General features: G+C 58.7%; 18 protein-coding genes. 10 read left to right on the top strand and 8 right to left on the bottom strand.

Going from position 1 to position 25,215, the window contains the following annotated elements:
- The first annotated feature begins 29 nt into the window (after positions 1-29).
- From FAZ30_RS03160 to msbA, 6 genes are read left to right on the top strand one after another with little or no spacing between them, the layout of a single operon-like run.
- Entirely contained in the window at positions 30-1,187 is a 1,158-nt protein-coding gene (locus FAZ30_RS03160) for a glycosyltransferase family 4 protein (protein ID WP_246043399.1), read from the top strand.
- A gap of 52 nt (positions 1,188-1,239) precedes the next feature.
- Positions 1,240-2,331, top strand: coding sequence for a putative lipopolysaccharide heptosyltransferase III (gene rfaQ / locus FAZ30_RS03155; RefSeq protein WP_233578555.1), 1,092 nt, complete (start codon positions 1,240-1,242; stop codon positions 2,329-2,331).
- Complete coding sequence (locus tag FAZ30_RS03150) at positions 2,328-3,479, top strand: glycosyltransferase family 9 protein (RefSeq protein WP_124644580.1); 1,152 nt, start codon at positions 2,328-2,330, stop codon at positions 3,477-3,479. Before rfaQ ends, FAZ30_RS03150 begins: the two co-directional genes overlap by 4 nt.
- Positions 3,463-4,830 carry an O-antigen ligase family protein gene (locus FAZ30_RS03145; RefSeq protein ID WP_158613620.1) on the top strand — a complete coding sequence of 456 codons (1,368 nt, stop codon included), beginning with the start codon at positions 3,463-3,465 and terminating at the stop codon, positions 4,828-4,830. The genes FAZ30_RS03150 and FAZ30_RS03145 overlap by 17 nt, the downstream gene beginning before the upstream one ends.
- The gene (locus FAZ30_RS03140) at positions 4,820-5,881 is read left to right on the top strand and encodes a glycosyltransferase family 9 protein (protein WP_124644582.1); all 1,062 of its coding nucleotides are present in this window, start codon (positions 4,820-4,822) and stop codon (positions 5,879-5,881) included. The genes FAZ30_RS03145 and FAZ30_RS03140 overlap by 11 nt, the downstream gene beginning before the upstream one ends.
- The gene (msbA, locus tag FAZ30_RS03135; RefSeq protein ID WP_124644583.1) at positions 5,878-7,647 is read left to right on the top strand and encodes a lipid A export permease/ATP-binding protein MsbA; all 1,770 of its coding nucleotides are present in this window, start codon (positions 5,878-5,880) and stop codon (positions 7,645-7,647) included. Before FAZ30_RS03140 ends, msbA begins: the two co-directional genes overlap by 4 nt.
- A 74-nt stretch (positions 7,648-7,721) precedes the next feature.
- Here msbA and FAZ30_RS03130 read toward each other — a convergent pair whose 3' ends face one another.
- The 8 genes from FAZ30_RS03130 to FAZ30_RS03095 form a co-directional block, all read right to left on the bottom strand.
- Positions 7,722-8,105, bottom strand: a complete 384-nt coding sequence (locus tag FAZ30_RS03130; RefSeq protein ID WP_233578556.1) for a type IV pilus assembly protein FimV — start codon at positions 8,103-8,105, stop codon at positions 7,722-7,724.
- A gap of 132 nt (positions 8,106-8,237) precedes the next feature.
- Entirely contained in the window at positions 8,238-9,341 is a 1,104-nt protein-coding gene (aroB, locus tag FAZ30_RS03125; protein WP_124644584.1) for a 3-dehydroquinate synthase, read from the bottom strand.
- 3 nt (positions 9,342-9,344) lie between these two features.
- On the bottom strand, positions 9,345-9,887 hold the full coding sequence (gene aroK / locus FAZ30_RS03120) for a shikimate kinase AroK (RefSeq protein ID WP_137008683.1): 543 nt from the start codon (positions 9,885-9,887) through the stop codon (positions 9,345-9,347).
- A 66-nt stretch (positions 9,888-9,953) separates the two neighbouring features.
- Positions 9,954-12,074 carry a type IV pilus secretin PilQ gene (locus tag FAZ30_RS03115; protein WP_124644586.1) on the bottom strand — a complete coding sequence of 707 codons (2,121 nt, stop codon included), beginning with the start codon at positions 12,072-12,074 and terminating at the stop codon, positions 9,954-9,956.
- Positions 12,074-12,598, bottom strand: a complete 525-nt coding sequence (locus FAZ30_RS03110; protein ID WP_124644587.1) for a pilus assembly protein PilP — start codon at positions 12,596-12,598, stop codon at positions 12,074-12,076. Before FAZ30_RS03110 ends, FAZ30_RS03115 begins: the two co-directional genes overlap by 1 nt.
- Before the next feature lie 7 nt (positions 12,599-12,605).
- Entirely contained in the window at positions 12,606-13,226 is a 621-nt protein-coding gene (locus FAZ30_RS03105) for a type IV pilus inner membrane component PilO (RefSeq protein WP_137008681.1), read from the bottom strand.
- Positions 13,223-13,816: a PilN domain-containing protein gene (locus FAZ30_RS03100; protein WP_124644589.1), complete on the bottom strand. Its 594-nt coding sequence runs from the start codon at positions 13,814-13,816 to the stop codon at positions 13,223-13,225. The genes FAZ30_RS03105 and FAZ30_RS03100 overlap by 4 nt, the downstream gene beginning before the upstream one ends.
- Positions 13,816-14,853 (bottom strand): pilus assembly protein PilM, encoded by a 1,038-nt coding sequence (locus tag FAZ30_RS03095; RefSeq protein ID WP_233578557.1) that lies wholly within the window; start codon positions 14,851-14,853, stop codon positions 13,816-13,818. The genes FAZ30_RS03100 and FAZ30_RS03095 overlap by 1 nt, the downstream gene beginning before the upstream one ends.
- A gap of 194 nt (positions 14,854-15,047) precedes the next feature.
- On the opposite strand from FAZ30_RS03095, the gene FAZ30_RS03090 reads away from it, so the two are divergent.
- The 4 genes from FAZ30_RS03090 (at position 15,048) to FAZ30_RS03075 (ending at position 25,210) form a co-directional block, all read left to right on the top strand.
- Positions 15,048-17,420, top strand: a complete 2,373-nt coding sequence (locus FAZ30_RS03090; protein WP_137008679.1) for a penicillin-binding protein 1A — start codon at positions 15,048-15,050, stop codon at positions 17,418-17,420.
- A gap of 324 nt (positions 17,421-17,744) precedes the next feature.
- A complete protein-coding gene (locus FAZ30_RS03085; RefSeq protein ID WP_124644592.1) occupies positions 17,745-18,998 on the top strand; it encodes an MdtA/MuxA family multidrug efflux RND transporter periplasmic adaptor subunit in 1,254 nt (417 codons plus the stop codon).
- Between the two features lie 15 nt (positions 18,999-19,013).
- Positions 19,014-22,112: an MdtB/MuxB family multidrug efflux RND transporter permease subunit gene (locus tag FAZ30_RS03080; RefSeq protein ID WP_124644593.1), complete on the top strand. Its 3,099-nt coding sequence runs from the start codon at positions 19,014-19,016 to the stop codon at positions 22,110-22,112.
- A complete protein-coding gene (locus FAZ30_RS03075) occupies positions 22,109-25,210 on the top strand; it encodes a multidrug efflux RND transporter permease subunit (protein WP_137008677.1) in 3,102 nt (1,033 codons plus the stop codon). Before FAZ30_RS03080 ends, FAZ30_RS03075 begins: the two co-directional genes overlap by 4 nt.
- The last annotated feature ends 5 nt before the right edge of the window (positions 25,211-25,215 follow it).

The raw sequence follows: 25,215 nt of genomic DNA, 5'->3' as shown, positions 1-25,215 counted from the left end.
ATCGTTGCCTGATCTGCTGTTCAGTGTGAATGGAAGCCCTATCCCGGATGACACGCCTTGCCATTGTTCGTCAAAAATACAACCCCGCCGGCGGCGCAGAGCGTTTTGTCAGCCGCGCCTTGCAGGCGCTGACCCAGCAGCATGCGCTGAGTGTTTCCCTGATTGCACGCAATTGGGAAAAACTGGAGGGCATTGCCGAATGTCGGGTCAATCCTTTCTATTTGGGCAGCTTGTGGCGTGACTGGGGATTCGCGTGGTCGGCGCGGCGGCGTTGGCAGCAGGAAGGTTTTGATCTGGTCCAGTCGCATGAGCGCATCCCGGGTTGCCATATTTTTCGTGCCGGCGATGGCGTGCATCGGCATTGGCTGCAACTGCGTCGTCGGCATTTGGGCTGGTTTGGGCGCCTGTCGCTACTGCTGAATCCCTATCACCACTATGTGCAATATGCTGAAAAAGCCATGTTTCAGCATCCAGACTTGCGTCTGGTGGTGTGTAATTCGCACATGGTGAAACAAGAAATACAGCAATATTTTGGCTTGCCGGATCAGCGCTTCGCCATTGTTTACAATGGCGTCGACACCGCACAGTTTCATCCGGGATTACAGCAGCAGTATCGTGCCGATATGCGCAAGCAGTACGGCATTCCAGCTTCAGCGCCGGTCATGCTGTATGTCGGCTCCGGCTTTGAGCGCAAAGGCGTGGCCAGGGCACTGCAGGTACTGCAGAAATTTCCCGAAATCTATCTTGTCGTTGTCGGCGGCGATAAGCACGCTGCCCGTTATCAGGTATTGGCCGAACGCTTGGGGATGAAGGCGCGGGTGCGCTTTACCGGGGCACAACAAGATGTAAAGCCATTTTACGGGATGGCGGATGCCTTTATATTGCCCACGCTGTATGATCCCTTCCCCAATGTGTGTGTTGAAGCCATGGCCGCGGGGCTGCCGGTGTTCACCACGACCACCTGCGGCAGTGCCGAGTTGCTGACCAATGGCCGTAATGGCTGGGTCGCCGCGGTGGATGACCTGCAGGGGTGGCATGACGGGGTGGCAAACTGGCTTCAACACCGACAGGACTGGGCAGTCTGGTGCCAGCAGGCTCGTCAGGCGGTAGAGGGGCTGACCCTGCAAGCCATGACCGATGTCATGTTGCAACAATATGAAAAACTCCTTGCCGCGCACACGTCTTGAACCGTGCCAGATTGCCTTGTCGCAAGGCGCAAGCGAATGATTTTCTTACCGCATGAGTGAAATGCTAAACGACTCCATCGATCTGAACCAGGTACGGCGCGTCTTGGTCATCAAACTGCGCCATCATGGGGATGTCTTGCTGACGTCTCCGGTTTTTGCCGCGCTCAAACAGCAGGCTCCACATCTGGAAATCGATGCACTGGTCTACCGCGACACGCAGGAAATGCTCAGTCTGCATCCGGCCATCAGCCAGCTGCATACGATAGATCGCAACTGGAAAAAATTGGGCGTATTCGGCCAGTTCAAGGCCGAGCTGGGCTTGCTGTCGGCCTTGCGCCAGCGTCACTACGATCTGGTCATTACCCTGACCGAGCACAAGCGCGGGGCCTGGCTGGTCCGTTTGCTGGCACCACGCTGGTCGGTGGGGCCGGATGGTCCTTACGGTAAGCTGTTCCGCAAAAGCTTTACCCACCGCTATCTGCAGGTGCCGGGCAACCGTCGTCATACCATTGAAATCCATCTGGATGCCCTGCGTCGCATCGGCGTGTACCCATCACCTGAGCAGCGCGCACTGACGCTGGTGCCTGGCCACAATGCCGAAGCGACGCTGGCGGCCAAGCTGGAGCAGCTTGGTTTGACCGCCGGGCAATACATTCTGGTCCACCCCACCTCGCGCTGGCTGTTTAAAAGCTGGACGGTGGAAAACATGGCGGCCCTGATCAATACCCTGCAGCAGCGCGGCCTTAAAGTGTTGCTGACCGCTGCACCCAGTCCCGACGAAATGGCCATGCTGGCGGATATCCAGTCGCGTCTGGCTACCCCCGCCGCCAGCCTGGCCGGCCAGTTGACCCTGAAAGAGCTGGCTGCGGCCATCGACAATGCCCGCTTGTATATCGGTGTGGATTCGGTGCCCATGCATATCGCCTCGGCGATGAAAACACCCTGCGTAGCGCTGTTCGGCCCATCGGGTGATATCGAGTGGGGGCCATGGCAGGTGCCACATCGGGTGGTGGCAGCACGCATGCCCTGTCGTCCGTGCGGCAATGCCGGCTGTGGTGGAGGTTGGCAGAGTGAGTGCCTACAGCAGATCAGCCTGGAGCAGGTGATTGCTGCGGTTGATAGCGTGATGGAGGAGTCTGCATGAAAAAGCAGCGACGACTACCTGGACGCTTGCTGATTTTTGCCGCGCTATTATGCCGTTTGCCCTGGCAGTGGTTGCGGCGGCGTCCCGCCGAGGAGGCTGTACAGCGCATTTTGGTGTTGCATCAGTTCCTACTGGGCGACGCCTTGATGGCCACCAGCTTGCTGGCCAAACTGCGCGAGCGCTATCCCGCTGCCGAGATCATACTGGCCTGCCCGCAGGGACAGGTGGGGCTATACCAGAGCAGGCCTTACGGCATTACTGCAGTCGGTTGGCATCCACGAGACTTTGCCTCGGTACGTAAGCTATTTGCCATGCCGCGCTTCGATCTGGCCTTTCTCTGCGGTGAAAACAGGCTGTCTTTCCTTGCGCGTGCCATTGGTGCGCACTGGATCATCGGTTTTGCTGCCGAGGCCCCGGCATACAAAAACTGGCTGGTGGATGAGGCAGTAGCGTATAGCGACCAGCCAGAATCATGGACGGACACGGCCGCCCGGCTGGTGGCGGGACCAGATCCCAAACCATTCAGTCTTGTCGATTGGCCGCTGGAAGCAGTCAACCTGCCAGTTTTCGGCCAAACTTATGTCGTACTGCATGTTGGCGCAAGTTCGCCCACCCGCTACTGGCCGGCTGCCAACTGGCGTGAACTGGCGGCTTACCTACGTGCCAGAGCGCTAACGGTGGTGTGGTCCTGCGGCCCCGGGGAAGAGCGGCTGCTGGATGAAATCCGGCCCGAACCGGATGATGTGACGATGGCGGGCAGTCTCAGTCTGGTTCAATTACGTGCGCTGTTGCATGGCGCGCGTGCAGCGGTTTGTCCGGATACCGGCGTTGCGCATCTGGCGAAGATTGCTGCTGCACCACAAGTGATGTTATTCGGTCCTGGCAGCGAAACCCTATTTGGTGCCAGCCGTTTTTTCAGTGCCACCCCCTGTATAGGTGTGGGTGCCGCTTGGTTTCCTTGCCGTATTCAGCGTGATATGCATTATCGCCAGACCGAATGGGTGATGCGTTGCTACCGGACGGTGGGTGACAAGCCAGAGCAGTGTCACAAGCCGCAGTGTATGGCGGTAGTGCAGCCATCTATGGTGCTGCAAGCGTTAGTTCAGTTACTGCCTGAAGAGAATGAATTTAATGAACAAGATATTTGACTCAATGGGTACAGTACGGCGTGTCCCTCTGTATCTGGAAATTATCCTTGTTATGGTGGCGGCTTCATTGATGTTTGTGTGGTCAATGCCAAACCTCACAGGATTGCGTAATAGCCTGTTGGCTGTTGATTTGCTTATCTGTTTTCCATTGGTATGGTCTATTTTACGTAATGGAGGTTGGCGTCGATTTTTTCCGGTTTTGCCTTTGAAGATATATTGCGTGCTGACATTGTGGATTGTATTGTGCGCTTTTTTATTTTCCGACAATCGTGTCGTGAGCTTTCATGAAATATGGGGGCAATGGATACGCAGTGCACTAGCCGGTGCTATGGGTTTCATGTTGGCATCGCTGTCGGTTAGTCGCCGGTTGCGCCTTTCTTCTGCGTCAGTGTTAACAGTGCTTATGTTGGCAATTTTTTCACAAGTTATGCTGCATGATGTAGATATGTTATTGCAGTGGGTGAGAACAGGAAAAATTCCGTTGGGTGAAACCAGAATTCTGGAAAGCAGAACGGTTCTTACTTATGTCGTCAATTTGTTACTGGCATTTTCTGCGGCAGAGCTAATGGGGCGAGTCCTATTCAAGCGGCGCTACATGCCTTTGCCTGGTATTTTCTTTGTATTTATCGGGCTTGTTTGTGTTTTTGCCTCTTACACCTTGCAAACCAGGAATGGCATGATTGGTACCTTGGCATTGCTGGTTTCCTGTTCACTGCTTTTTTGGTTTGTTAAACGGAAAAATACCAACAATATATTGGTTGCTAGTCTGGTTCTGCTCGTGTTGTCAGGGGTCGCCACCTTGGGTTGGTTTGCTTATAAATCTGATCCCCGCTGGGCGTCACTACTCGAAACCGTGCCGATTGCTTGGGATACACAGGACCATCAGGAGTGGATTCATCGTCAGTACCCCTTGCTGGCAGATGGGAGCCCAGTGAGCGGATCAAATTACGAACGTATTGTCTGGGCAAAAGAAGCACTACTTCAGATCGCGCGTGAACCGATTGGCGTTGGATATAATCGCAGTGCATTTGGCGTTGCGTTAAAGAAAATACATCCGGATCTGGTTGAAACGGCACATTCTCATAGCGGAATACTTGATTTCACCATTGCGAATGGCATTCCGGGGTTAATTATATTTATTGCCCTTTTGTGGATTTGTTTTCAGCAGGGTTTATTGACTTTCTTTAAAAATCATTCTTCTCAAGGATTGTTGTTGGCATTTGTTGTGACTGGTTTTTTTGGACGTAGTCTGGTGGATAGTAATATCCGCGACCATATGCTGGAACAGTTTATGTTTTTGCTTTGCATGATGCTTGTTTTTTCTTTGGAAAGGGACTCGAGTGAATCCTGAAAAAATTCTGGTCATCCGGCGGGATAATATTGGTGATCTGGTTTGTACTACACCGTTGATTCATGCTCTGAGGACACGCTTTCCAAAAGCTAGGCTGGATTTGCTGGTGAATAGCTATAATGCCCCACTTATGGTAGGGCACCCGGATGTCGATAATCTTTATGTTTATACCAAGGCAAAGCACCGAGAAAAAGGCGAGAGCGCCTTGGGGGTTTACTGGAAGCGACTGCTGCTGCTGCTGAAAATGCGTAGTACCCGTTATGATGTCGCGGTGCTGGCGAACGGAGGATGTATGCCCAGGCCCTTGCGCTGGGCAAGGCAGACTGGTGCCCGCCATATCCTAGGTTTCACTGAACCGGGTAGCCCGCTCGCCAGTCAGATCAATTTGCCTGTCGCCAGTCCTGTTCAAGTCATGCATGAGGTTGAGATGCTGATGAACCTGATGCAGCCGCTGACAGACGAGCCTGTGTCAACCCCTGGTCTTTCTTTGGTGGCAGCGACAGATCTGGCAGAAGCAATACGGGGAAAATTACCTGATCTTGTGGGGAAAAGATTAGTTGGCTTGCATATCAGTGCTCGCAAACCAAGCCAGCAGTGGCCTGCTCAGCGTTTCATTGAGTTGGCACATGCCATTGCCAAAGATACCTCTGTTCATCTCATGCTGTTTTGGTCACCAGGTAGCGCAGATAATCCATTTCATCCTGGGGATGATGAAAAGGCGGCCCTCATTATGGAGGGCTGTGCGGGGTTGCCGCTGACACCTTTGCCTACCCATCAACTTGACGAGTTGATGAGTGGATTGTCATTGCTTGACGTCCTGATCTGCAGTGATGGTGGTGCCATGCATGTCGCTGCTGGCCTTGGTAAGCCGATTGTCTGCATGTTCGGTGATAGCGATGTGGCTAAATGGCACCCCTGGGGAGTTCCATATAAGGTTTTGCAGCCGGTAAGCAAAAATGTGATCGATCTTTCGGTCACAGATCTGTTGTCCGCTTATGGACAACTGGTGGGGCAGGATATCGACCTGGTGCGCACGGAAGTTTCTGCATGAGTAAAAATGACAACTGGAATCACAGCTGGACAACCTATCGTCGCCTGATTCGCTACATTTGGCAGTACTGGAAGGTCTTCGCCCTGTCGCTGGTCTCCATGACCATTGCGGCCCTGACCGAGCCGGCGTTTGCCCGCTTGATGAAACCGCTGATTGATGGCGGCTTTGTCAACAAGGACCCGCAGGTCATCATCTGGGTGCCGATGGCCATCATCGGTGTATTCCTGGTGCGTGGCGTCACCAGTTTCATCAACGAGTACACCTCCAGCTGGCTGGCCGGGCATCTGGTGCAAACGCTGCGGCAGCAGATGTTTGCCAAAATGCTCCGCCTGCCGGTGCAGTACTATGCCGATAATCAGTCCGGGCGGCTGGTGTCGCGCATTTCCTTTGACGTCAATCAGGTGACCGAGGCCGGCTTCAATGTCATTACCGTCACGGTAAAAGATGGTGTGACGGCGGTCAGCCTGCTGGCCTGGCTGCTGTACATCGACTGGCAGCTGACGTTGATCTGCCTGCTGGTGATGCCGGTGGTGACGGTGTGCATGCGTATCGTGGCCAAGCGCTTGCGTGGTCTGGCGCTGGAAAATCAGCAGCATATGGCGGACCTGACCCAGATTCTGGGCGAGGGCGTGGATTGCCAAAAAGTGATCAAGGTGTATGGTGGCGAGCAGTATGAAGAGGCACGCTTTGATAGCGCAGCCCAGGCCATTCGCCGAAATGCCGTCAAGCAAAGCGCTGCCAGTTCGGCCAATACCGGAGTGACGCAGTTGATGATTGCCTGCGCGCTGGCGGCGATTCTGTATTTCGCCGCGATGCGCGCCCAGCATGGTGCATTTACCGCTGGTGACTTCATGTCATTTCTCACCGCCATGATGCTGCTGTTTGCACCGGTCAAGCGCATTACCGGCATCTCGCAGGCCATGCAGCGTGGCCTCGCTGCGGCGGAGAGTGTCTTTGCCTTTCTGGATGAGCCGGGCGAGCCGGATCACGGTCGTAAGCGCTTGCCTGCTACGCAAGGTAGCTTGCGCTTTGAAGGCGTCTCGTTTCGTTATCCCAATGCCGAGCGCGTGGTGCTGCAGGACATCAATCTGACCGTGAATTCGGGTGAGACCGTGGCGCTGGTGGGCTCCTCTGGCAGTGGCAAGACCACGCTGGTCAGCCTGATTCCACGCTTCTACGAACCCTTGTCGGGGCAGATTACTCTGGATGGTCTGGCGCTGGCTGATATCGCATTGGCGGACCTGCGCCACCATATCGCCATGGTGAGCCAGGACGTGGTGCTGTTCAATGACAGCGTGGCCGCCAATATCGCATATGGCTCCAGTCATCAGGTGAGCCGTGAGCAGATCGTCGAGGCGGCAAGGGCGGCCAATGCGCTGGAATTCATTGAGGCCATGCCTGAAGGGCTGGACACGCAGATTGGCGAAAACGGTGTACGTCTGTCTGGCGGTCAGCGCCAGCGGCTGGCGATTGCCCGTGCGCTGCTGAAGAATGCACCATTGCTGATTCTGGACGAGGCGACTTCGGCACTGGATACCCAGTCTGAACGACTGGTGCAGGCTGCTCTGGAAAATCTGATGAAGAACCGTACCACCATCGTCATCGCCCATCGTTTGTCGACCATCGAAAATGCGGATCGCATCATCGTGATGCATCAGGGTCGGGTGGCGGAGCAGGGGAGTCATCAGCAATTGATGGCGCTGGATGGGTTGTATGCCCGCCTGCACAGTCTGCAGTTCCGTGAACCGGAGGCGGGCGCGGTCTGATGGTTTGAGCCGTTGGCGAAATAAAACAGGCTGCCCTTAGGCAGCCTGTTTTCATGGTAGTCGCAGGGTAGGGATCAGGCGTTGGCGGCAAACAAGGGGTCTTGTGGAGCCAACTGGCGGCCGGCCTCCTGGATGGTGTGCCATACCGGCTGATCCTTGACCTGGGCCTGGATATCTCGTGCCAGACGGCAGTAAGCCTTGCCATTGCCTTCGGAGGAGTAGGCTCGCAGCAGCGTGACCTTGATCGATAGATTGTGCGGCTCGTCTTTCATGGCGTCTTTAAGGACCCGCACGGCATCACCGGTACGGCCATAAGCCAGAAAAACTTCAGCTTCGCCCACTGGGTCGATTCCGCGGGCGCGCGGCTTTTTATACGTTGCCTTGCGCCACAGCTGGCGGGCAAGGTAGTAAGTGCTCATCAGGCCGAAACTGGCCGTCAATGCGGTAATGGCATCCACCTGGGCTTCCCTCCGAGATTCTCTCTCTGCTTGAATTATGCAGTCGATTATTCGGGTAGCCGGGCATCCCCGCAATCCGTAGAACTCCTTAATGGCGTAAAGGTTTTAACGTTTGCGGGCTGGGAGGGGCTTTTACTGGAGCGCCAGAGTCGGGTCGATATGCGGGCTGCTGAACAGCTTGTCGAGCAATGCGGGTGTCAGACCGGGCTGGATGATGGCTTGTCCCAGTTGCTGGAGCAGGACAAAACGGATGACTCCGCTCTCCACCTTTTTGTCGTGGCCCATGTGGCGTAGCCATTCTGCTGCGCCAAAGTCCGGGCTGCGTATTGGCAGACCAGCGGCGGCGATCAGCGCTTGCACGCGTGCTACATCTTTCTCCTCCAGCCAGCCCATGGCCTGCGAGGCTGCAGCTGCCAGCACCATGCCGGCACCTACCGCTTCGCCATGCAGCCATTTGCCGTAGCCCAGGCCGGCTTCGATGGCGTGGCCGAAGGTGTGGCCCAGGTTGAGCAGGGCACGTACGCCCTGTTCCTTTTCATCCTGGCCGACAATGTCTGCCTTCATTTCGCAGGAACGGCGCACTGCATATTGCAGTGCTGCCGGGTCACGTGCGCGCAGCTTGTCCATATTGGCTTCCAGCCAGCCGAGGAAGTCGATATCGCCCAGAAGGCCGTATTTGATGATTTCGGCGATACCTGCAGACAGTTCACGTTCTGGCAGGGTGGCGAGCAGGTCCATGTCGGCGACAACCAACTGGGGTTGGTAGAACGCACCGATCATGTTCTTGCCCAGTGGATGGTTGATGGCGGTTTTGCCACCCACCGAGGAATCGACTTGTGCCAGTAAGGTGGTGGGAATCTGGATGAAGGGTGCACCGCGCTGATAGCAGGCAGCGGCAAAGCCGGTCATGTCGCCGATCACGCCGCCACCCAGGGCAATCAGCGTGGTCTTGCGTTCGGCATTGGCAGCCAGCAGTGCGTCGAAAATCAGATTCAGCGTTTGCCAGTTCTTGTGCTCTTCACCGTCCGGCAACACGACCGAAATGGTGCGTACTCCATGCTTTTCCAACTGCTGGGTCAGGCGCTGCAGATAGAGCGGAGCGACGACATCATTGGTGATGATGGCCACCTGCGGAATGCGCAGGTGGGGCAGGATCAGCTCGACCTGATCGAGCAGTCCGTGGCCAATGTGAATGGGGTAGCGGGTGTCCGGCAAGGTCAGGTCGAGCGTGATCATGTGTCAGGTCTTGGCTGGGATAGTATGCAACTGATCGAGCAGGCGGCTGACCAGCAGGTTGACGTTTTGCTGCGAGGTATCGACTACGATGTCGGCGACCTCGCGATACAGCGGATCGCGCTGCTCCAGCAGGCTTTGCAGCTTGGAGCGGGGGTCAGCAATCTGCAGCAGGGGGCGGTTTTTGTCGTGCATGGTGCGGGCCAAGAGGTCGTCGATGGATGCCCGCAAATAGATCACCACGCCGTGACGGGACAGTTCGGCACGGTTTTCCGGCCGCAGCACTGCGCCCCCACCGGTGGCCAGGACGATATTGTCCATTCTGACCAGGTCGGCAATGACTGAGCTTTCCCGGTCGCGAAAGCGCAGTTCGCCTTCGATATCGAATATGGTGGCAACGCGAACGCCGGTGCGCGCCTCGATTTCATGATCCGAGTCGTAGAAGGTTTTGCCGGTCTTGCGCGCCAGGGCTCTGCCAACGGTGGTCTTGCCGGCGCCCATCAGCCCGACAAGAAAAAAATTGCCTGCCATGTTCTCCATGGCAGGCATTGTAGCTGATGCAGGCTGGGTCTGTCTGCGCGGGCAGGCGACAAAATCGCTTGCCCCGGTTCGTTCTCAGCGGTTTTGCAGATTCAGGTCTTCCACCACGCGCGGGGTGATGAAAACCAGCAGTTCCGTGCGATTGTTCTTCTCCACCCTGCTGCGGAACAGCGCGCCAAGGAAGGGGATATCACCCAAGAGCGGGACCTTGTTGGTGGTGTTATCCAGCGTTTGCTGGTAAATGCCACCGATGACCACCGTGCCACCGTTTTCCACCATCACCTGAGTTTTGACGACCTTGGTATCGATGGCTGGGGTGCTGTTGACGATAAGGGTGCTGCTGACCGTGTCCTTGTTGATCTGGATTTCCATCAGTACGCGGTTGTCCGGGGTGATCTGCGGTGTCACTTTCAGGCTGAGGTTGGCCTTTTTGAACGATACCGAGGTGGCACCGCTGGAGCTGGCTTCCTGGTAAGGAATTTCCGTGCCCTGTTCGATACTGGCTTCCACCCGATCGGCTGTCATGATGCGCGGGTTGGCCAGGACCTTGCCCTTGTCGCCGGTTTCCATCGCGTCCAGTTCCAGCCCGATGGCAGCCCGCGAGCCCGCTCCAAATACGGCGCCAATCGAGTTGTAAGTGCCGGACAAGCCCAGGTTGACCCCGGAGTTGAGCGGAATGGTCCCTGTGGTGCTTCCGGTGCCGATATTGTGGCTGGTGATGGCATCAGCAACGGTGCCGCCCAGGCTGAAACCGGATCCGGCTCTGGCAACACTGAGCTTGACCCCGAGGCTCTTGCTCCAGTCATCGGTGGCTTCGACGATGCGCGCTTCGATCAGCACTTGTTTGACCGGGATATCGGTCTTGGTGACCAGATCGCGGATCTTGTCGATCACGCTTTGCGTGTCGTTGATGATCAGTGTGTTGGTTTTCGGATCGATCAGCGCACTACCGCGCGATGAAAGCAGCCCGTTAGCGGCGGTATTATTGGCTCCGCTGGTGGTGCTGCTGCCGTCCAGAATCTTCTTGAAGTCTTCCGCCGAGCGATAACGCAACACGAAGGTTTCCGAGCGTACCGGCTCCAGCGCGGTCAGCTGCTGCTTGCCTTCCAGCACCTGTTTGTCGCGGGCCAGCAATTCTTCACGCGGGGCGATGTTGATGATATTGCCATTGCGGCGCTGGTCCAGGCCCTTGGTTTGCAAAATCAGGTCCAGTGCCTGGTCCCATGGCACATCTTTCAGGCGCAGGGTGATATTGCCGCTGACCGAGTCGCTGGTGACGATGTTCAGGCCGGTAAATTCGGCAATCACCTGCAGTACGGTGCGCACTTCGATGTTCTGGAAGTTGAGCGACAGTTTGTCGCCCTTGTATTGCGGCTTGCTGTTCAGTTCGGTCTTGCTGGCGCTTTCCACCACGGCCTTGCGCACTTCCACCACCAGCTTGCGTTCGGTCTGGTAAGAAGAGAATTCCCAGTCGCCTTGCGGCTGGATCAGTATCCGGCTGTTGCGGCCCTGATTGCTGGCGATCACCTTGTCCACCGGGGTGCCAAAATCGCTGACATCCATGCGCTTTTCCAATGCGCGTGGCAGGCTGGCGCCCATCACGTCCAGCACCAGGTTTTTACCGTCACGGCGCACATCCACCGGGGTATTGTCGGCGGGAAGAATGATTTCCACCCGGCCTTCGCCAGCCTTGCCACGGCGGAAGTCCAGCCCCAGCGGCGTGGTGGCCACGGCAGCTTGCGCACTGGCTTCACTGGCCGCCGTGCTGCTACGGGTGGGCTGTTCCTGCGAGGTGGCGCTTTGCTGTACCGGGGCCATATTGTTGCTGATGCGGACCAGCAGTTTGTTACCTGACAGTGTGGTGCTGTAGGCCACATTGTGGGCCAGGTTCAGTACCAGCCGCGAACGGCCATTGGCCTCTACGGCCACGGCAGACTTGATGATGGGGTTGCCCAGGTCGACGAAGTTCTTCGGCAGCTTGACCTGGGTGTCGGCAAAGTCGAAGGCAACCCGTGCCGGGTTGGCGATGGCGAAGCTGTTGGGCTTGATGGCAGGTCCGTCGAAGGTGACTTGCAGCAACTGGCTGTCGCCATCGGTCTGGGCAACGTCGATCGCAGTGATGGATGCGGCGTGGGCGACGGAAAATGCGATGGACAGACCCAGCCCGGATAACAGTTTGATTGAATGGTTTTTCATTATTTCTGCCCTTGTTCATCCAGGTACATGCTGGTTTCGCGTTGTACCCATTCTCCGTTCAGATCTTCCACAGTCTCGGAAAGCACGAGTTCGGTATCGCTGATGCGCTTGATCTGGCCAAAGCTGGGGCCGATGAAATTGCCTGGCTGCACGCGGTAAATGCTGCTTTCCGGCGTGCGAATCAGGGCATAGGTCATGCCATTGCGTTTGAGCAGGCCAACCATCTTCAGCTTGTCCAGATCATAGTTTTCCAGCAGCTCACGTGGCCGCTTGAAATCCGGCGCATTGGCCGAATTCTGCCGCTTGGCCATTTGCAGCTTGATGGGGTTGAATGGATCGGGCAGGTCAAAAGCGCTATAGGCAAAGGGCTGGTAGGCCTGCGCCTGGGGCAGCGGGTCGATCTGTCCACGCAGCCCCTGGCTGGCCTGCTGCATCCAGGCGCGCAAGTCATCGGTGTTGCCAGAGCCGCAGGCACTGAGCAGCAGTGGGCACAACAGGGCGGCGAGAGTTGATTTCAGCGTCATTTCACTCTCACTTCTTCGGCGGCTGGGCCGCTGCGATACGCTCTTCCGGCTCGAGCGCGCGATAGGTTTTGGCGGTGGCTTCCATCGTCATGCGCGCCGCGTCCTTGCCCTGACCCGGGGTCAGGCCGATATCGCCGATGGTGACGATGCGCGATAGCTGGGCGACATCGCTGACGAAGGCGGCCAGTTCGGAATAGTTGCCCGTCAGTTTGATGGCAATAGGCACTTCCGCCATTTCTGCCGTCTTGACCTCGCCGTTGGGACGGAACAACTCGAACTGCAGGCCACGCCCAATGCCGGCCTGGTTGATCTCGGTCAGCAATGCGTCCATGTCCGCCTTGGTGGGCAGTTGCTTGAGCAGTGCGCCAAACGACAGCTGGATTTCTTTCAGCTGCTGTTGCAGGGCTTCCAGGTTGATGGCCTGGCGTTTCTTGTCGATGAAAGTCTGCTTGAGTTGTTCTTCCTGCTGATGGGCGTTGTTCAGCTTGTCCATCTGGTCGCTCAGCACAAAGAAATAACCCAGAAACAGAAAGACCCCGGCCATGAAGGTGAGCACGACCAGCTGTGCCGGTAGCGGCCAGTTGGGCATTTCCTTGGGGTCGAGATTACGAAACTCGTCTAGGGTCATGGCTTGGCTCCCTGCGGTGCCACCTGGCTGGCCGGCGCACTGGCGACCACTGGCAGTTTCAGCGTGCTGGTAAGGCTGAACTCGCTGACCCGCTGGTTGTTGACCACGGCGGACTTCACTTCGATCAGTTGCGGTTCGCTGAATATCTGTGATTGCGCCAGGGTGCGCATATAGTTGGATACCCGGGCTCCGGACAGTCCATAGCCGGAGAAGGAAAAGGTATTGCCGGTCTGTTTGAAGCTCTTCAGATAGATGCCATCCGGGGTCTGGCGCAGCAGCTGGTCGAATACATGGACTGCGTCATTGCGTCCTTGCTGCAGTCTTTCCACCAGTTGTTTGCGCGCGAGCAGGTCATCGCGCTGCTTTTTCAGCATGCCGATATCCTTGATCTGCTGGTTCAGCTTGGTGATTTCAGCCTGCAGGAACTGGTTGCGTTCTTCTTGGCGTGACTGGCGCGAGTCCAGCACAAAATAGCTGATGCCGATGACCAGCAGGGCGGCCGCGACAGCACCGCCAAGCAGCAACTGGAAGCGCAGCCGGTGGGCGGCTTTTTTCTGCTCGCGGTGCGGCAGGAGGTTGATGCGTATCATCAGTCGAACCTCCGCATGGCCAGACCGCAGGCAATCAGCAGTGCCGGTGCATCCAGCAGCAGTTCTTTCAGGCGAATCGAGCTGGATTGCACCATGGAGGTAAAGGGGTTGGCGATCATGGTGCTGATCTGGGTGCGCGAAGCCACGGCATCATCCAGCCCCGGCAACATGCTGCAACCGCCACCCAGCAGGATGTAGTCCACGCGCAGATATTGCGACACGCTGACGGTGGTGTAAAAGAATTGCAGCGCGCGCTGGATTTCCTGTGCCAGCGAATCGACGAAAGGATGCATCAGTTCAGATTCGTAGCCGTCCGGCATCGCCATGCTGCGTTTGCCGTTTTCGGCCTCGTCAAAGCTGATGCCATAACGGCGTTGAATATCGCGGGTCAGCTGCTGACCACCGAATACCTGTTCGCGGTAATAGATTTGCTGGCCGTTACGGATGACGTTGCAATGAATTTTGGTGGCGCCGATATCGAACAGGGCGAAAGTCTGATTCATGCCGTGATCGGGCAATTGCTGCTGGATCTGCTCGAAAGCGGTCATCATGGCAAATGATTCGACATCGACCAGTTGGGCGCGCAGGCCAGCCATTTCCACCACGGCCACGCGTTCTTCCACTTTTTCCTTGCGGGCGGCACACAGCAGCACTTCCAGGTCATCCAGGCTGCTGCTGGAGGGGCCAAGCACCTGATAATCCAGATTCACCTCTTCCAGCGGGAAGGGAATGATCTGGTTGGCTTCCGATTCGATCATGCCTTCCATGTCTTCGGACTGGCTGACCGGTACCAGCAACTTTTTGTAAATCGCCATCGAGGTGGGGATGGCGATGGCGACATTCTTGATCGGGCTGCCCAGACGCTTCCAGGCCTTGCGCACCGCGTCGGAAATACCTTCGATATCGACCAGATTGCCTTCGGACACCGCGTCCTTGGGCAGGGCCTCAATGATGTAACGCTCAATCTGATAATTCTTGCCGGATCTGGAAAGCTCGACTAGCTTGATGGACGTGGTGCTGATATCAAGACCGAGCAAGGGAACGCTCTTGGACTTCCCCAATCCAAGCTGATCCAGCCAATCTGTCCCGAACCGTAATTTGTCGGATAGCATCAGTTAAGGCCCCGAATAGGTCTAGTGCGACAGTTTTTGCACCGTCGCGGTCAATGTTTGTCTTGCTTATTCCCACAAGACGTTATAATCCGCTTTCTTCCGAAAGCCTATTTGTAATTATGTTCAAACGACTTCTTGCGATTTTGGCCGGTCTTGTTATTGGTGGGGCCGTTCTGGCAGCCGGTGCGGCAGCCATTGCGATCATCATAACCTACCCGCGTTTGCCAAGTCTTGATGTGCTGACGGATTACCGTCCAAAAATTCCACTGCGCGTCTACTCGGCAGATGGCCAGTTGCTGGGTGAGTTTGGCGAGGAACGTCGCTCCTTTGCCCGCATCCATGAAGTGCCGCAACTGATGAAGCAGGCCCTGCTGGCGGCTGAGGACGAGCGATTCTATCAGCATAGCGGGATCGACTACATGGGGGTTCTGCGCGCTGCCGTCGGCAATCTGGTGTCCGGTCATGCCCGTTCCGGTGCCAGTACCATCACCATGCAGGTGGCCAAGAACTTCTTCCTGTCCAGTGAAAAGACTTTCACGCGCAAGTTTAATGAAGCCTTGCTCGCTTTCAAAATAGAACACACCTTGTCCAAGGATCAGATTCTCGAGTTGTATTTCAACCAGATCTATCTTGGGCAGCGCGCTTACGGTTTTTCCGCTGCGGCGCAGGCTTATTTCGGCAAGCCCATCACCAACTTGAGCGTGGCCGAGATGGCCATGTTGGCCGGCCTGCCCAAGGCTCCGTCGGCCTACAACCCCATCGTCAATCCTGACCGTGCCCGCTTGCGCCAGCAGTATGTGCTGCGGCGCATGCGCGAGCTGAATTTCATTACTCAGGATCAGTATGACGCTGCCGTAAAAGAGCCTCTGCAGCTGGCCAGCGCCACGGTGGACAGCAACCAGCCTGCCCTGTATGTGGCGGAGATGGTGCGTCAGGCCATGTACGAACGCTATAAGGATGCGGCCTACACCGAGGGCTACAAGGTGTACACCACGCTGGACAGCCATCACCAGCAATGGGCTTATGACGCGCTGCGTGCCGGCCTGCTCGACTTCGATCGCAAGCAGGGCTATCGCGCACCGGAAAGCTATATCGATCTGGCCTCGGCGGAAGGGGAAGACCAGACCGAAGTACTGGATGATGCACTGTCTGAAATTCGCGACAGCGGCGACATGCAGGCGGCAATCGTCTTGTCGGCCAGCTCGACCGAAGTGCGCGCCTATATGCGCGGCGGCAAGGTGGCCGTCATCAAGGGCGCCGGGCTGGAGTTTGCCCGTCGTGCACTGAGTCCCAAGCTGGCAGCCGACAAGCAGATCCGTCGCGGTGCGGTCATCCGGGTGCGTGCCCATGATAAGGGTTACTGGGAAATCGTGCAGATGCCGGATGTGGAGGGGGCATTTGTCTCGATGGACCCGCGTAGCGGTGCCATCAAGTCGCTGGTGGGTGGCTTCGACTTCAACCGTCGCAGCTTCAATCACGTGACCCAGGCCTGGCGTCAGCCCGGCTCCACCTTCAAGCCCTTTATCTATTCCTCCGGGGTAGAGCGTGGCATTACGCCGTCCACCCTGTTCAACGATGCGCCGCTGACCGTGCCAGGAGCCCCGGGTTCGCCCAGCTGGGAGCCGAAGAACGATGATGGCAAGTTCGCCGGTCTGATCAGCATGCGTCGTGCGCTGACCCAGTCGAAGAACCTGGTGTCGGTGCGGCTGCTGATGGCGGTGGGGACGGATTACGCCCAGCAATATATCCAGCGTTTCGGTTTCTCGCCCAAGCAGCATCCAGCCTATCTGACCATGGCGCTGGGCGCCGGTGCGGCAACACCGTTGCAGATGGCCGAGGGTTATTCGGTGTTCTCCAATGGCGGCTACCGTATCAAGGCTTTCTTTATTGATCGCATTGAAGACCAGTCAGGTCATGTGCTGGCCAAGACCCAGCCGGCGGTGGCCGGACAGAACGCCACGCAGGCCATTGACCCGCGTAATGCCTTCATCATGACCTCCATGCTGAAGGATGTGGTGCGCTATGGTACGGCGGCCAAGGCCATGAGCCTGGGGCGCATGGATCTGGCCGGCAAGACCGGTACCACCAGTGACTGGAAAGATGCCTGGTTTGTCGGCTTCAATCCGAATCTGGTGGCGGCCACCTGGGTGGGCTACGACCAGCCGCGCTCCTTGGGCCGCTACGGCTATGGCGGTACGGCGGCCTTGCCGGTATGGATGAACTACATGGCCAATGCGCTCAAGGGTGTGCCCGAGGTGGAGCTGCCAGTGCCGACCGGCATTGTGGTGAAACCGGGTGCCGGCCAGCGCGGTGGCGATGAGTACTACTATGAAGAGTTCCAGAAAACCAATCCGGAGCTGAAGATCGACAATCACGGCACGGTGCCTGGCAGCAATGCCTCGGATGCTGCGGTAGATGATGCGACCGCCAAGGATCCGAATGCTCCGGCAGCCAAGGATGCAGTGGAGAACGTCAAGGAGCTGCTGTTCTAGACGGCTGCTACGGCTCGCACATTCTGCAACGCGCCTTATTCTGATCTCGATACCGCCCTGCCATGCAGGGCGGTTTTTTTGCGACGGCAGGGCAGCCATGTCTTGCCTGCATGGCTGCGAGCCTTCATCACGCGGCGGGGCCGCCAGCCGGCTTATGCTGGCGTGGTGGCTTCACGCCGATTAACATCTATAAACATGTTGGCTATAGGCAGTGTCATGTCCATTGCCTATCATCGCTGCTTGTTTCAGGGTGGGCCTGCCGCCCTGTTTGCCACTGCTGACCGTTCCCCGCTTGATGCCGGGAGCGCATCCCGGAAATCCATCATGTCCGATACCGCTGCCAAGTCCACGCATACCGTGCGCAATGTTTCCCTGCTTTTGCTGGTGTTGGCAGCTGGCGGGTGGTGGTGGAACAGCCATCGTACGGCCGCTGCAGATGCCGCCGGTGCGCAGCGCAAAGGGGGGGGGCCGGTGGCTGTGGGGGTGGCCATGGTGAGCCGGCAGGATGCGCCGCTGCAGCTGAGCGCGCTGGGCACGGTGACCTCGCCCAATACCGTTACCGTGCACAGCCGGGTGGATGGCCAACTGATGGCGCTGCATTTTGACGAGGGGCAGCCGGTCCAGAAGGGGCAGTTGCTGGCCGAGCTGGACCCGCGCCCCTATCAGGCGGCGGTGACCCAGGCCGAAGGCCAGCTATTGCGGGATCAGGCCCTGCTGCAAAACGCTCAGCTCGATCTGGCACGCTACCAGCAGCTACTGGCCCAAAATTCCATTGCCAAACAGCAGGTTGATACCCAGCAAGCCCTGGTGCGCCAGTACCAGGGTACGGTGAAGCTGGATCAGGGCGCGGTGGCCAATGCCCGCCTGCAGCTGGATTACAGCCGGGTGACTGCTCCGGTAGCCGGCCGCGCCGGTCTGCGCCAGGTCGATCCGGGCAATATCGTGCACGCCAGCGATACCAATGGCGTGGTGGTGATTACCCAAACCCAGCCCATCAATGTGGTGTTTGCCATTCCGGAGGTCAGCCTCAGCCAGGTGCTGGCGGCGGCGCGCGCGGCCAAGGGCAAATTGCAGGTGGAAGCCTGGGACCGCGACAACAGACACAAGCTGGCCGATGGCGAGCTGCTGGCTATCGACAATCAACTGAGCACCAGTACCGGCACAGTCAATCTCAAGGCACGCTTCGCCAATAGCGATGAGGCGCTGTTTCCCAATCAGTTTGTTAACGTTCATTTACAGTTGGGCGTGCAAGCTGGCGCCACGCTGCTGCCGAGTGTGGCCTTGCAGCTGGGCAAGGTGGGCAGCTATGTCTATGCCGTCAATCCGGATCAGACCGTCAGCATCAGCAAGGTGAAGCTGGGGGCGGTGTCTGGCGACAACACCATTATCGAAGAAGGGGTGAAGCCAGGGCAGAAAGTGGTGGTGGACGGGCTGGACAAGCTGCGTGACGGTGCCCAGGTCAAAGTGATCGACCGCGCGGCGCAACTGTCCGCTGGTGGCGAGGGGGCAGGCAAGGGCAAACACCGCCAGCAGGATGCCAGTGGCGGCAAACACCAATCCGCCAGCGCTGCCAACTAAACCCGGGGATACGGTATGAATCCTTCACGTCCCTTCATCCTGCGGCCGGTGGCCACCACCTTGCTGATGTTGGCCATCCTGCTGTCTGGCCTGGTCGCCTGGAAGCTGCTGCCGGTGTCGGCGCTGCCCGAGGTGGACTACCCCACCATCCAGGTGGTGACCCAGTACCCGGGAGCCAGCCCTGAGGTGATCACGTCGTCGATCACCGCGCCGCTGGAGCGGCAGTTCGGCCAGATGCCCGGCCTCGCCCAGATGTCTTCCACCAGCTCCGGTGGTGCTTCGGTGATTACCCTGCAGTTCAGCCTGGAGCTGACGCTGGACGTAGCCGAGCAGGAAGTGCAGGCCGCGATCAACGCCGCCGGTAATCTCTTGCCCAGCGACCTGCCCAATCCGCCGATCTACAGCAAGGTCAATCCGGCGGATACGCCCATCCTCACCATTTCCGTCAGTTCGGACACGCTGCCGCTGACCAAGCTGGAAGACCTGGTCGATACCCGGCTGGCGCAAAAACTATCGCAAGTGCCGGGTGTGGGGCTGGTCAGCCTCAGTGGCGGCCAGCGGCCGGCAGTACGCATCCAGAGCAACCCCAAGGCGCTGGCGGCGCGCGGTCTGACGCTGGAGGACATCCGCACCGCCATTGGCAATGCCAATGTGAATCAGGCCAAGGGCAGTTTTGATGGCCCGCAGCAGGCCTCCACCGTCGATGGCAACGACCAGCTGAAATCGGCCGAGGAATACAAAGACGTCATCGTGGCCTACCAGAACGGTGCTGCGGTGCGGCTGCGTGATGTCGCCAACGTTGTCGATGCCGCGGAAAACCTGCGGCTGGCGGCCTGGGCTGGCAGCACGCCGTCCATCATCCTCAATGTGCAGCGCCAGCCGGGTGCCAATGTCATCCAGGTCACCGACCGCATCAAGGCGCTGCTGCCGCAGTTGCAAGGCAGCCTGCCGGGCGCGGTGGATGTGAAAGTGCTGAGTGACCGTACCGTCACCATCCGTGCCTCGGTGGAAGATGTCGAGTTCGAACTGCTGCTGGCCATTGCCCTGGTGGTGATGGTGATCTTCGTGTTTCTGCGTAATGTGCCGGCCACCATCATCCCGGCGGTGGCCGTGCCCTTGTCGCTGGTCGGCACCTTTGGCGTGATGTACCTCACCGGCTTTTCCATCAACAACCTCACGCTGATGGCGCTGACCATTGCCACCGGCTTTGTGGTGGACGATGCCATCGTGATGATCGAAAACATCGCCCGCTACATCGAGGAAGGCGAAAAACCGATGGCAGCGGCGCTGAAGGGCTCGCAGCAGATTGGTTTCACCATCATTTCGCTGACGTTTTCGCTGATCGCGGTGCTGATTCCGCTGCTGTTCATGGGCGATGTGGTGGGGCGGCTGTTCCGTGAATTCGCCATCACGCTGGCGGTGTCCATCCTGATTTCCGCCTTCATTTCGCTTACCCTGACGCCGATGATGTGCGCACGCTTGCTCAAGCATGTGCCGGAGGAAAAACAGGGCCGTTTCTACCATGCCAGCGGGGCCTTCTTCGACCGCATTATTGCCCGCTATGGTCAACTGCTGAGCTGGGTGCTGCAGCGGCAAAAGCTCACCTTGCTGGTGGCTGTAGGGACGCTGGTCATGACCGTGGTGCTGTATATGGCCGTGCCCAAGGGCTTTTTCCCGCTGCAGGATACCGGGGCCATCATGGGGAGCAGCGAAGCGGCGCAAACCATTTCCTTCTCGGCCATGGCGCAGAAGCAGCAGCAACTGGCCGAGGTCTTGCTGAAAGACCCGGCGGTGGACAGCCTGTCGTCCTTTATTGGCGTGGATGGCAATAATGCCTCGCTCAATAGTGGCCGCCTGCAGATCAACCTCAAGCCCAAGGGCGAGCGGGATGACATCCGCACCGTGCTGGCGCGCTTGCAGCAGCACGCGGCCGATGTGCCGGGCATGTCGCTGTATCTGCAGCCGGTGCAGGATCTGTCCATCGATACCCGTGTCAGCCGCACCCAGTACCAGTTCACCCTGCAGGCCACCAGTCCGGACGACCTGTCGCTGTGGGTGCCCAAGCTGGTGCACAAGCTGAATCAATTGCCGGAGCTGGCCGATGTCGCCAGCGACTTGCAGGACAAGGGCTTGCAGGCCTACGTCAATATCAACCGCGACGCGGCCGCCCGGCTGGGCGTCACCACCGCCGCCATCGACAATGCCTTGTACGATGCCTTTGGCCAGCGGCTGATTTCCACCATCTTCACCCAGACCAACCAGTACCGCGTGGTGCTGGAAGTGGATGCGCAAAGCCAGCGTGGCCCGCTGTCGCTCAAGGGCATTTATGTGCCCACCGCCAGCGGCGGCCCGGTGCCGCTGGATACCGTGGCCAGCATCGAGGAGCGTCCTACCGCGCTCACCATCAACCATCTGGGGCAGTTCCCCACCACCACGGTGTCGTTCAACCTGGCCAAGGGTGCGGCGCTGGGGCCGGCGGTGGAGGCCATCCGTCAGGCCGAGGCCGAACTGGGCATGCCGGCCAGCCTCGATACCAAGTTCCAGGGGGCGGCGCTGGCCTTCCAGGCCTCGCTCAGCAATACGCTGTGGCTGATCCTGGCGGCCATCGTCACCATGTACATCGTGCTGGGCGTGCTGTACGAGAGCTATATTCATCCCATTACTATCTTGTCCACGCTACCCTCCGCCGGCATCGGTGCCTTGCTGGCCTTGCTGGTGAGCGGCGATGACCTGTCGGTGATTGCCATCATCGGCATCATCTTGCTGATCGGCATCGTCAAGAAAAACGCCATCATGATGATTGACTTCGCGCTGGAGGCCGAGCGCGAGCAAGGCATGAGTCCGCGCGATGCCATCTATCAGGCTTGCCTGCTGCGTTTCCGTCCCATCCTGATGACCACCATGGCGGCGCTGCTGGGCGCGCTGCCGCTGATGCTGGGCGGTGGCATGGGTTCCGAATTGCGCTCGCCGCTGGGGGTGACCATGGTGGGCGGGCTGCTGGTCAGCCAGGTGCTGACGCTGTTTACCACGCCGGTGATCTATCTGGCCTTCGACCGGCTGGCGCAGCGTTTCCGCCGCAAGCCGGAAACCGTGGCTGATGAGGCTGGGGCATGATTCCGTCCGAACCTTTCATCCGCCGGCCGATTGCCACCACGCTGCTGACGCTGGCCATCCTGCTGGCGGGTTTCCTGGCCTTCAAGCTGCTGCCGGTATCGCCCTTGCCGCAGGTGGATTTTCCCACCATCTCGGTCAGTGCCAAGCTGCCGGGTGCCAGCCCGGAAACCATGGCCTCCACCGTGGCCACGCCGCTGGAGCGGGCGCTGGGGCGCATTGCCGGGGTGACCGAAATCACCTCGTCCAGCTCGCTGGCTTCCAGCCGCATTACTTTGCAGTTCGACCTTAACCGCGACATCAACGGCGCAGCGCGCGATGTGCAGGCCGCCATCAACGCGGCTCGTTCGCTATTACCCACCGGCATGCCGTCCAACCCGACCTACCGCAAGGTGAACCCGGCCGACGCGCCCATCATGATCATTGGCCTGACCTCGGATTCGCTCACCCGTGGCCAGATGTATGACGCGGCGGATTCCATCCTCGGCCAGAAGCTAGCCCAGGTGGAGGGTATTGGCGATGTGAATATCGGTGGCGGGGCGCAGCCGGCGGTGCGGGTGGAGATGAACCCGCTGCAGCTGAACCACTACGGCATCGGCATGGAGACGGTGCGTGCCGCCATCACCAGTACCAATGCCAACCGGCCCAAGGGCTATCTGGAAGACGAACAGCGCCACTGGCAAGTGCAGGCCAACGACCAGGCCGGCAAGGCCAGTGACTATCTGCCGCTGGTGGTGAGTTATAAAAACGGTGCGGCGGTGCGGATATCGGATGTGGCCGAGGTGAAGGATTCGGTGCTGGACGTGCGCAATGCCGGCCTCTTGGGCAAGCAGCCGGCGGTGATGATCATCCTGTTCCGCCAGCCCGGTGCCAACATCATCGAAACCGTGGAGCGGGTGAATGCGCTGTTGCCACAGCTGCAGGCGTCCATTCCCGCCGCCATCAAGATGCAGGTGGTGATGGACCGTACCTCCACCATCCGCGCCTCCTTGTCCGAGGTGGAGCGCTCACTGGTCATTTCCATCGGGCTGGTGATCCTGGTGGTCTTCCTGTTTTTGCGTAATGGCCGCGCCACCGCCATTCCGGCCATCACCGTGCCGGTGTCGCTGGTCGGCACCTTTGCCGTGATGTATCTGTGCGGCTTTTCGCTCAACAACCTCAGCCTGATGGCGCTGACCATTGCCACCGGCTTTGTGGTGGACGATACCATCGTGGTGCTGGAGAACATCTCGCGCCACATCGAAAACGGCATGAAACCCATGCAGGCGGCACTGCGCGGCGCACGTGAGGTGGGCTTCACAGTGCTGTCGATGAGTATTTCGCTGATTGCGGTATTCATTCCCATCCTGATGATGGGCGGCATCATCGGCCGGCTGTTCCGCGAGTTTGCCGTCACCCTGTCGGTGGCCATCATGGTGTCGCTGCTGGTGTCGCTGACCACCACGCCCATGCTGTGCGCGCGCTGGTTGAAGCCGCATGCCGAACGGCCGCCGGGCCGGCTGTTCCGCTGGAGCGAAAACCTGTTCGACCGCATGCTGGCCGGCTACCGGCGCAGTCTGGGCTGGGCCTTGCGTCATGGCCCGCTGATGATGCTGATACTGGGGGCTACCATTGCCCTGAATGTCTATCTCTACATGATCGTGCCCAAGGGCTTTTTCCCGCAGCAGGATACCGGCCGGCTGACCGGCATGATCAAGGCCGACCAGAGCATTTCCTTCCAGGCCATGCAGCAGAAGCTGCAACGCTTTATCGATGTGGTGGGCAAGGACCCGGCAGTGGACAAGGTGATTGGCTTTACCGGCGGTGGCCAGCGCAACACCGCCAATATGTTTGTCAGTCTCAAGCCCATGTCGGTACGCAGCGAGTCGGCGGATCAGGTGATTGCCCGCCTGCGCAAGAGCCTGGCGCGTGAGCCGGGGGCGCAGCTGTTCTTGCAGTCGGTGCAGGATATCCGCATCGGCGGCCGGGCGGCCAATGCCCAGTACCAGTACACCTTGCAAGGGGACGACCTGGACGCCTTGCGCAGCTGGACGCCCAAGGTGCAGCAGGCGCTGCAAAAGCTGCCCATGCTGGCGGATATCAGCAGCGACCAGGAAATCAAGGGCCTGCAGACCACGCTGACCTTTGATCGCAATGCCATGGCCCGGCTGGGGCTGACCCAGGCGCAGGTTGACGCCGTGCTGAACGATGCCTTTGGCCAGCGCCAGGTGTCCACCATTTACAATCCGCTCAACCAGTACCATGTGGTGCTGGAAGTGGCACCGCAGTTCTGGCAGAACCCGGAAGGCCTGCGCAGCATCTACCTGCAGACACCATCCGGCAGCCCGACGCCGCTGTCGGCCTTTGCCCGCTGGGAACCCACCAATACCTCGCTATCGGTCAACCACCAGAGCCAGTTTGCCGCCACCACGCTGTCCTTCAACCTGCCGCCGGGAACCTCCTTGTCGGATGCCACGGCCGCCATTGGCAAGGTGACTGCCGAGATCGGCCTGCCCTCGTCGATCCACGGCAGCTTTCAGGGGACGGCCAAGTCCTTCCAGGACTCGCTGGACAGCCAGCCGGTGCTGATTCTGGCCGCCCTGGTGGCGGTGTATATCGTGCTGGGCATGTTGTACGAAAGCGTAGTGCATCCGCTGACCATCCTGTCCACGCTGCCCTCGGCCGGGGTGGGGGCCTTGCTCGCGCTGCTGGCGACTGGCGGTGAGTTCAACATCATTGCGCTGATTGGCGTGCTGCTGCTGATTGGCATCGTCAAGAAAAACGCCATCATGATGATCGACTTTGCCCTCAGCGCCGAGCGCGAGCAGGGCCTGAGTTCGCACGAGGCCATCCTGCAAGCCTGCCTGCTGCGTTTCCGCCCCATCATGATGACCACGCTGGCCGCGCTGTTTGGCGCACTGCCACTGGCGCTGGGCCATGGCGATGGTGCCGAGATGCGCACGCCGCTGGGCATTTCCATCGTGGGCGGCTTGCTGCTCAGCCAGCTGCTGACCCTCTATACCACACCGGTGGTTTACCTTTATCTGGACCGTTTCCGCCTGTGCTGCCTGCAATGGCGCGACAGCACACGGGCGCAGGCCGCTGCAGGACACAAGGAATGACGCGC

The organism is Aquitalea aquatilis (assembly GCF_005155025.1).
Taxonomy (GTDB): Bacteria; Pseudomonadota; Gammaproteobacteria; order Burkholderiales; family Chromobacteriaceae; genus Aquitalea; species Aquitalea aquatilis.
This window is presented reverse-complemented; position numbering and strand designations above follow the sequence as displayed.

Excerpts from the sequence above, each read along its gene's own strand:
- FAZ30_RS03160 (WP_246043399.1), top strand. The coding sequence starts at position 30 with ATGGAAGCCCTATCCCGGATGACACGCCTTGCCATTGTTCGTCAAAAA.
- rfaQ (WP_233578555.1), top strand. The coding sequence starts at position 1,240 with ATGAGTGAAATGCTAAACGACTCCATCGATCTGAACCAGGTACGGCGC.
- FAZ30_RS03150 (WP_124644580.1), top strand. The coding sequence starts at position 2,328 with ATGAAAAAGCAGCGACGACTACCTGGACGCTTGCTGATTTTTGCCGCG.
- FAZ30_RS03145 (WP_158613620.1), top strand. The coding sequence starts at position 3,463 with ATGAACAAGATATTTGACTCAATGGGTACAGTACGGCGTGTCCCTCTG.
- msbA (WP_124644583.1), top strand. The coding sequence starts at position 5,878 with ATGAGTAAAAATGACAACTGGAATCACAGCTGGACAACCTATCGTCGC.
- aroB (WP_124644584.1), bottom strand. The coding sequence starts at position 9,341 with ATGATCACGCTCGACCTGACCTTGCCGGACACCCGCTACCCCATTCAC.
- aroK (WP_137008683.1), bottom strand. The coding sequence starts at position 9,887 with ATGCCTGCCATGGAGAACATGGCAGGCAATTTTTTTCTTGTCGGGCTG.
- FAZ30_RS03115 (WP_124644586.1), bottom strand. The coding sequence starts at position 12,074 with ATGAAAAACCATTCAATCAAACTGTTATCCGGGCTGGGTCTGTCCATC.
- FAZ30_RS03110 (WP_124644587.1), bottom strand. The coding sequence starts at position 12,598 with ATGACGCTGAAATCAACTCTCGCCGCCCTGTTGTGCCCACTGCTGCTC.
- FAZ30_RS03105 (WP_137008681.1), bottom strand. The coding sequence starts at position 13,226 with ATGACCCTAGACGAGTTTCGTAATCTCGACCCCAAGGAAATGCCCAAC.
- FAZ30_RS03100 (WP_124644589.1), bottom strand. The coding sequence starts at position 13,816 with ATGATACGCATCAACCTCCTGCCGCACCGCGAGCAGAAAAAAGCCGCC.
- FAZ30_RS03090 (WP_137008679.1), top strand. The coding sequence starts at position 15,048 with ATGTTCAAACGACTTCTTGCGATTTTGGCCGGTCTTGTTATTGGTGGG.
- FAZ30_RS03085 (WP_124644592.1), top strand. The coding sequence starts at position 17,745 with ATGTCCGATACCGCTGCCAAGTCCACGCATACCGTGCGCAATGTTTCC.
- FAZ30_RS03080 (WP_124644593.1), top strand. The coding sequence starts at position 19,014 with ATGAATCCTTCACGTCCCTTCATCCTGCGGCCGGTGGCCACCACCTTG.
- FAZ30_RS03075 (WP_137008677.1), top strand. The coding sequence starts at position 22,109 with ATGATTCCGTCCGAACCTTTCATCCGCCGGCCGATTGCCACCACGCTG.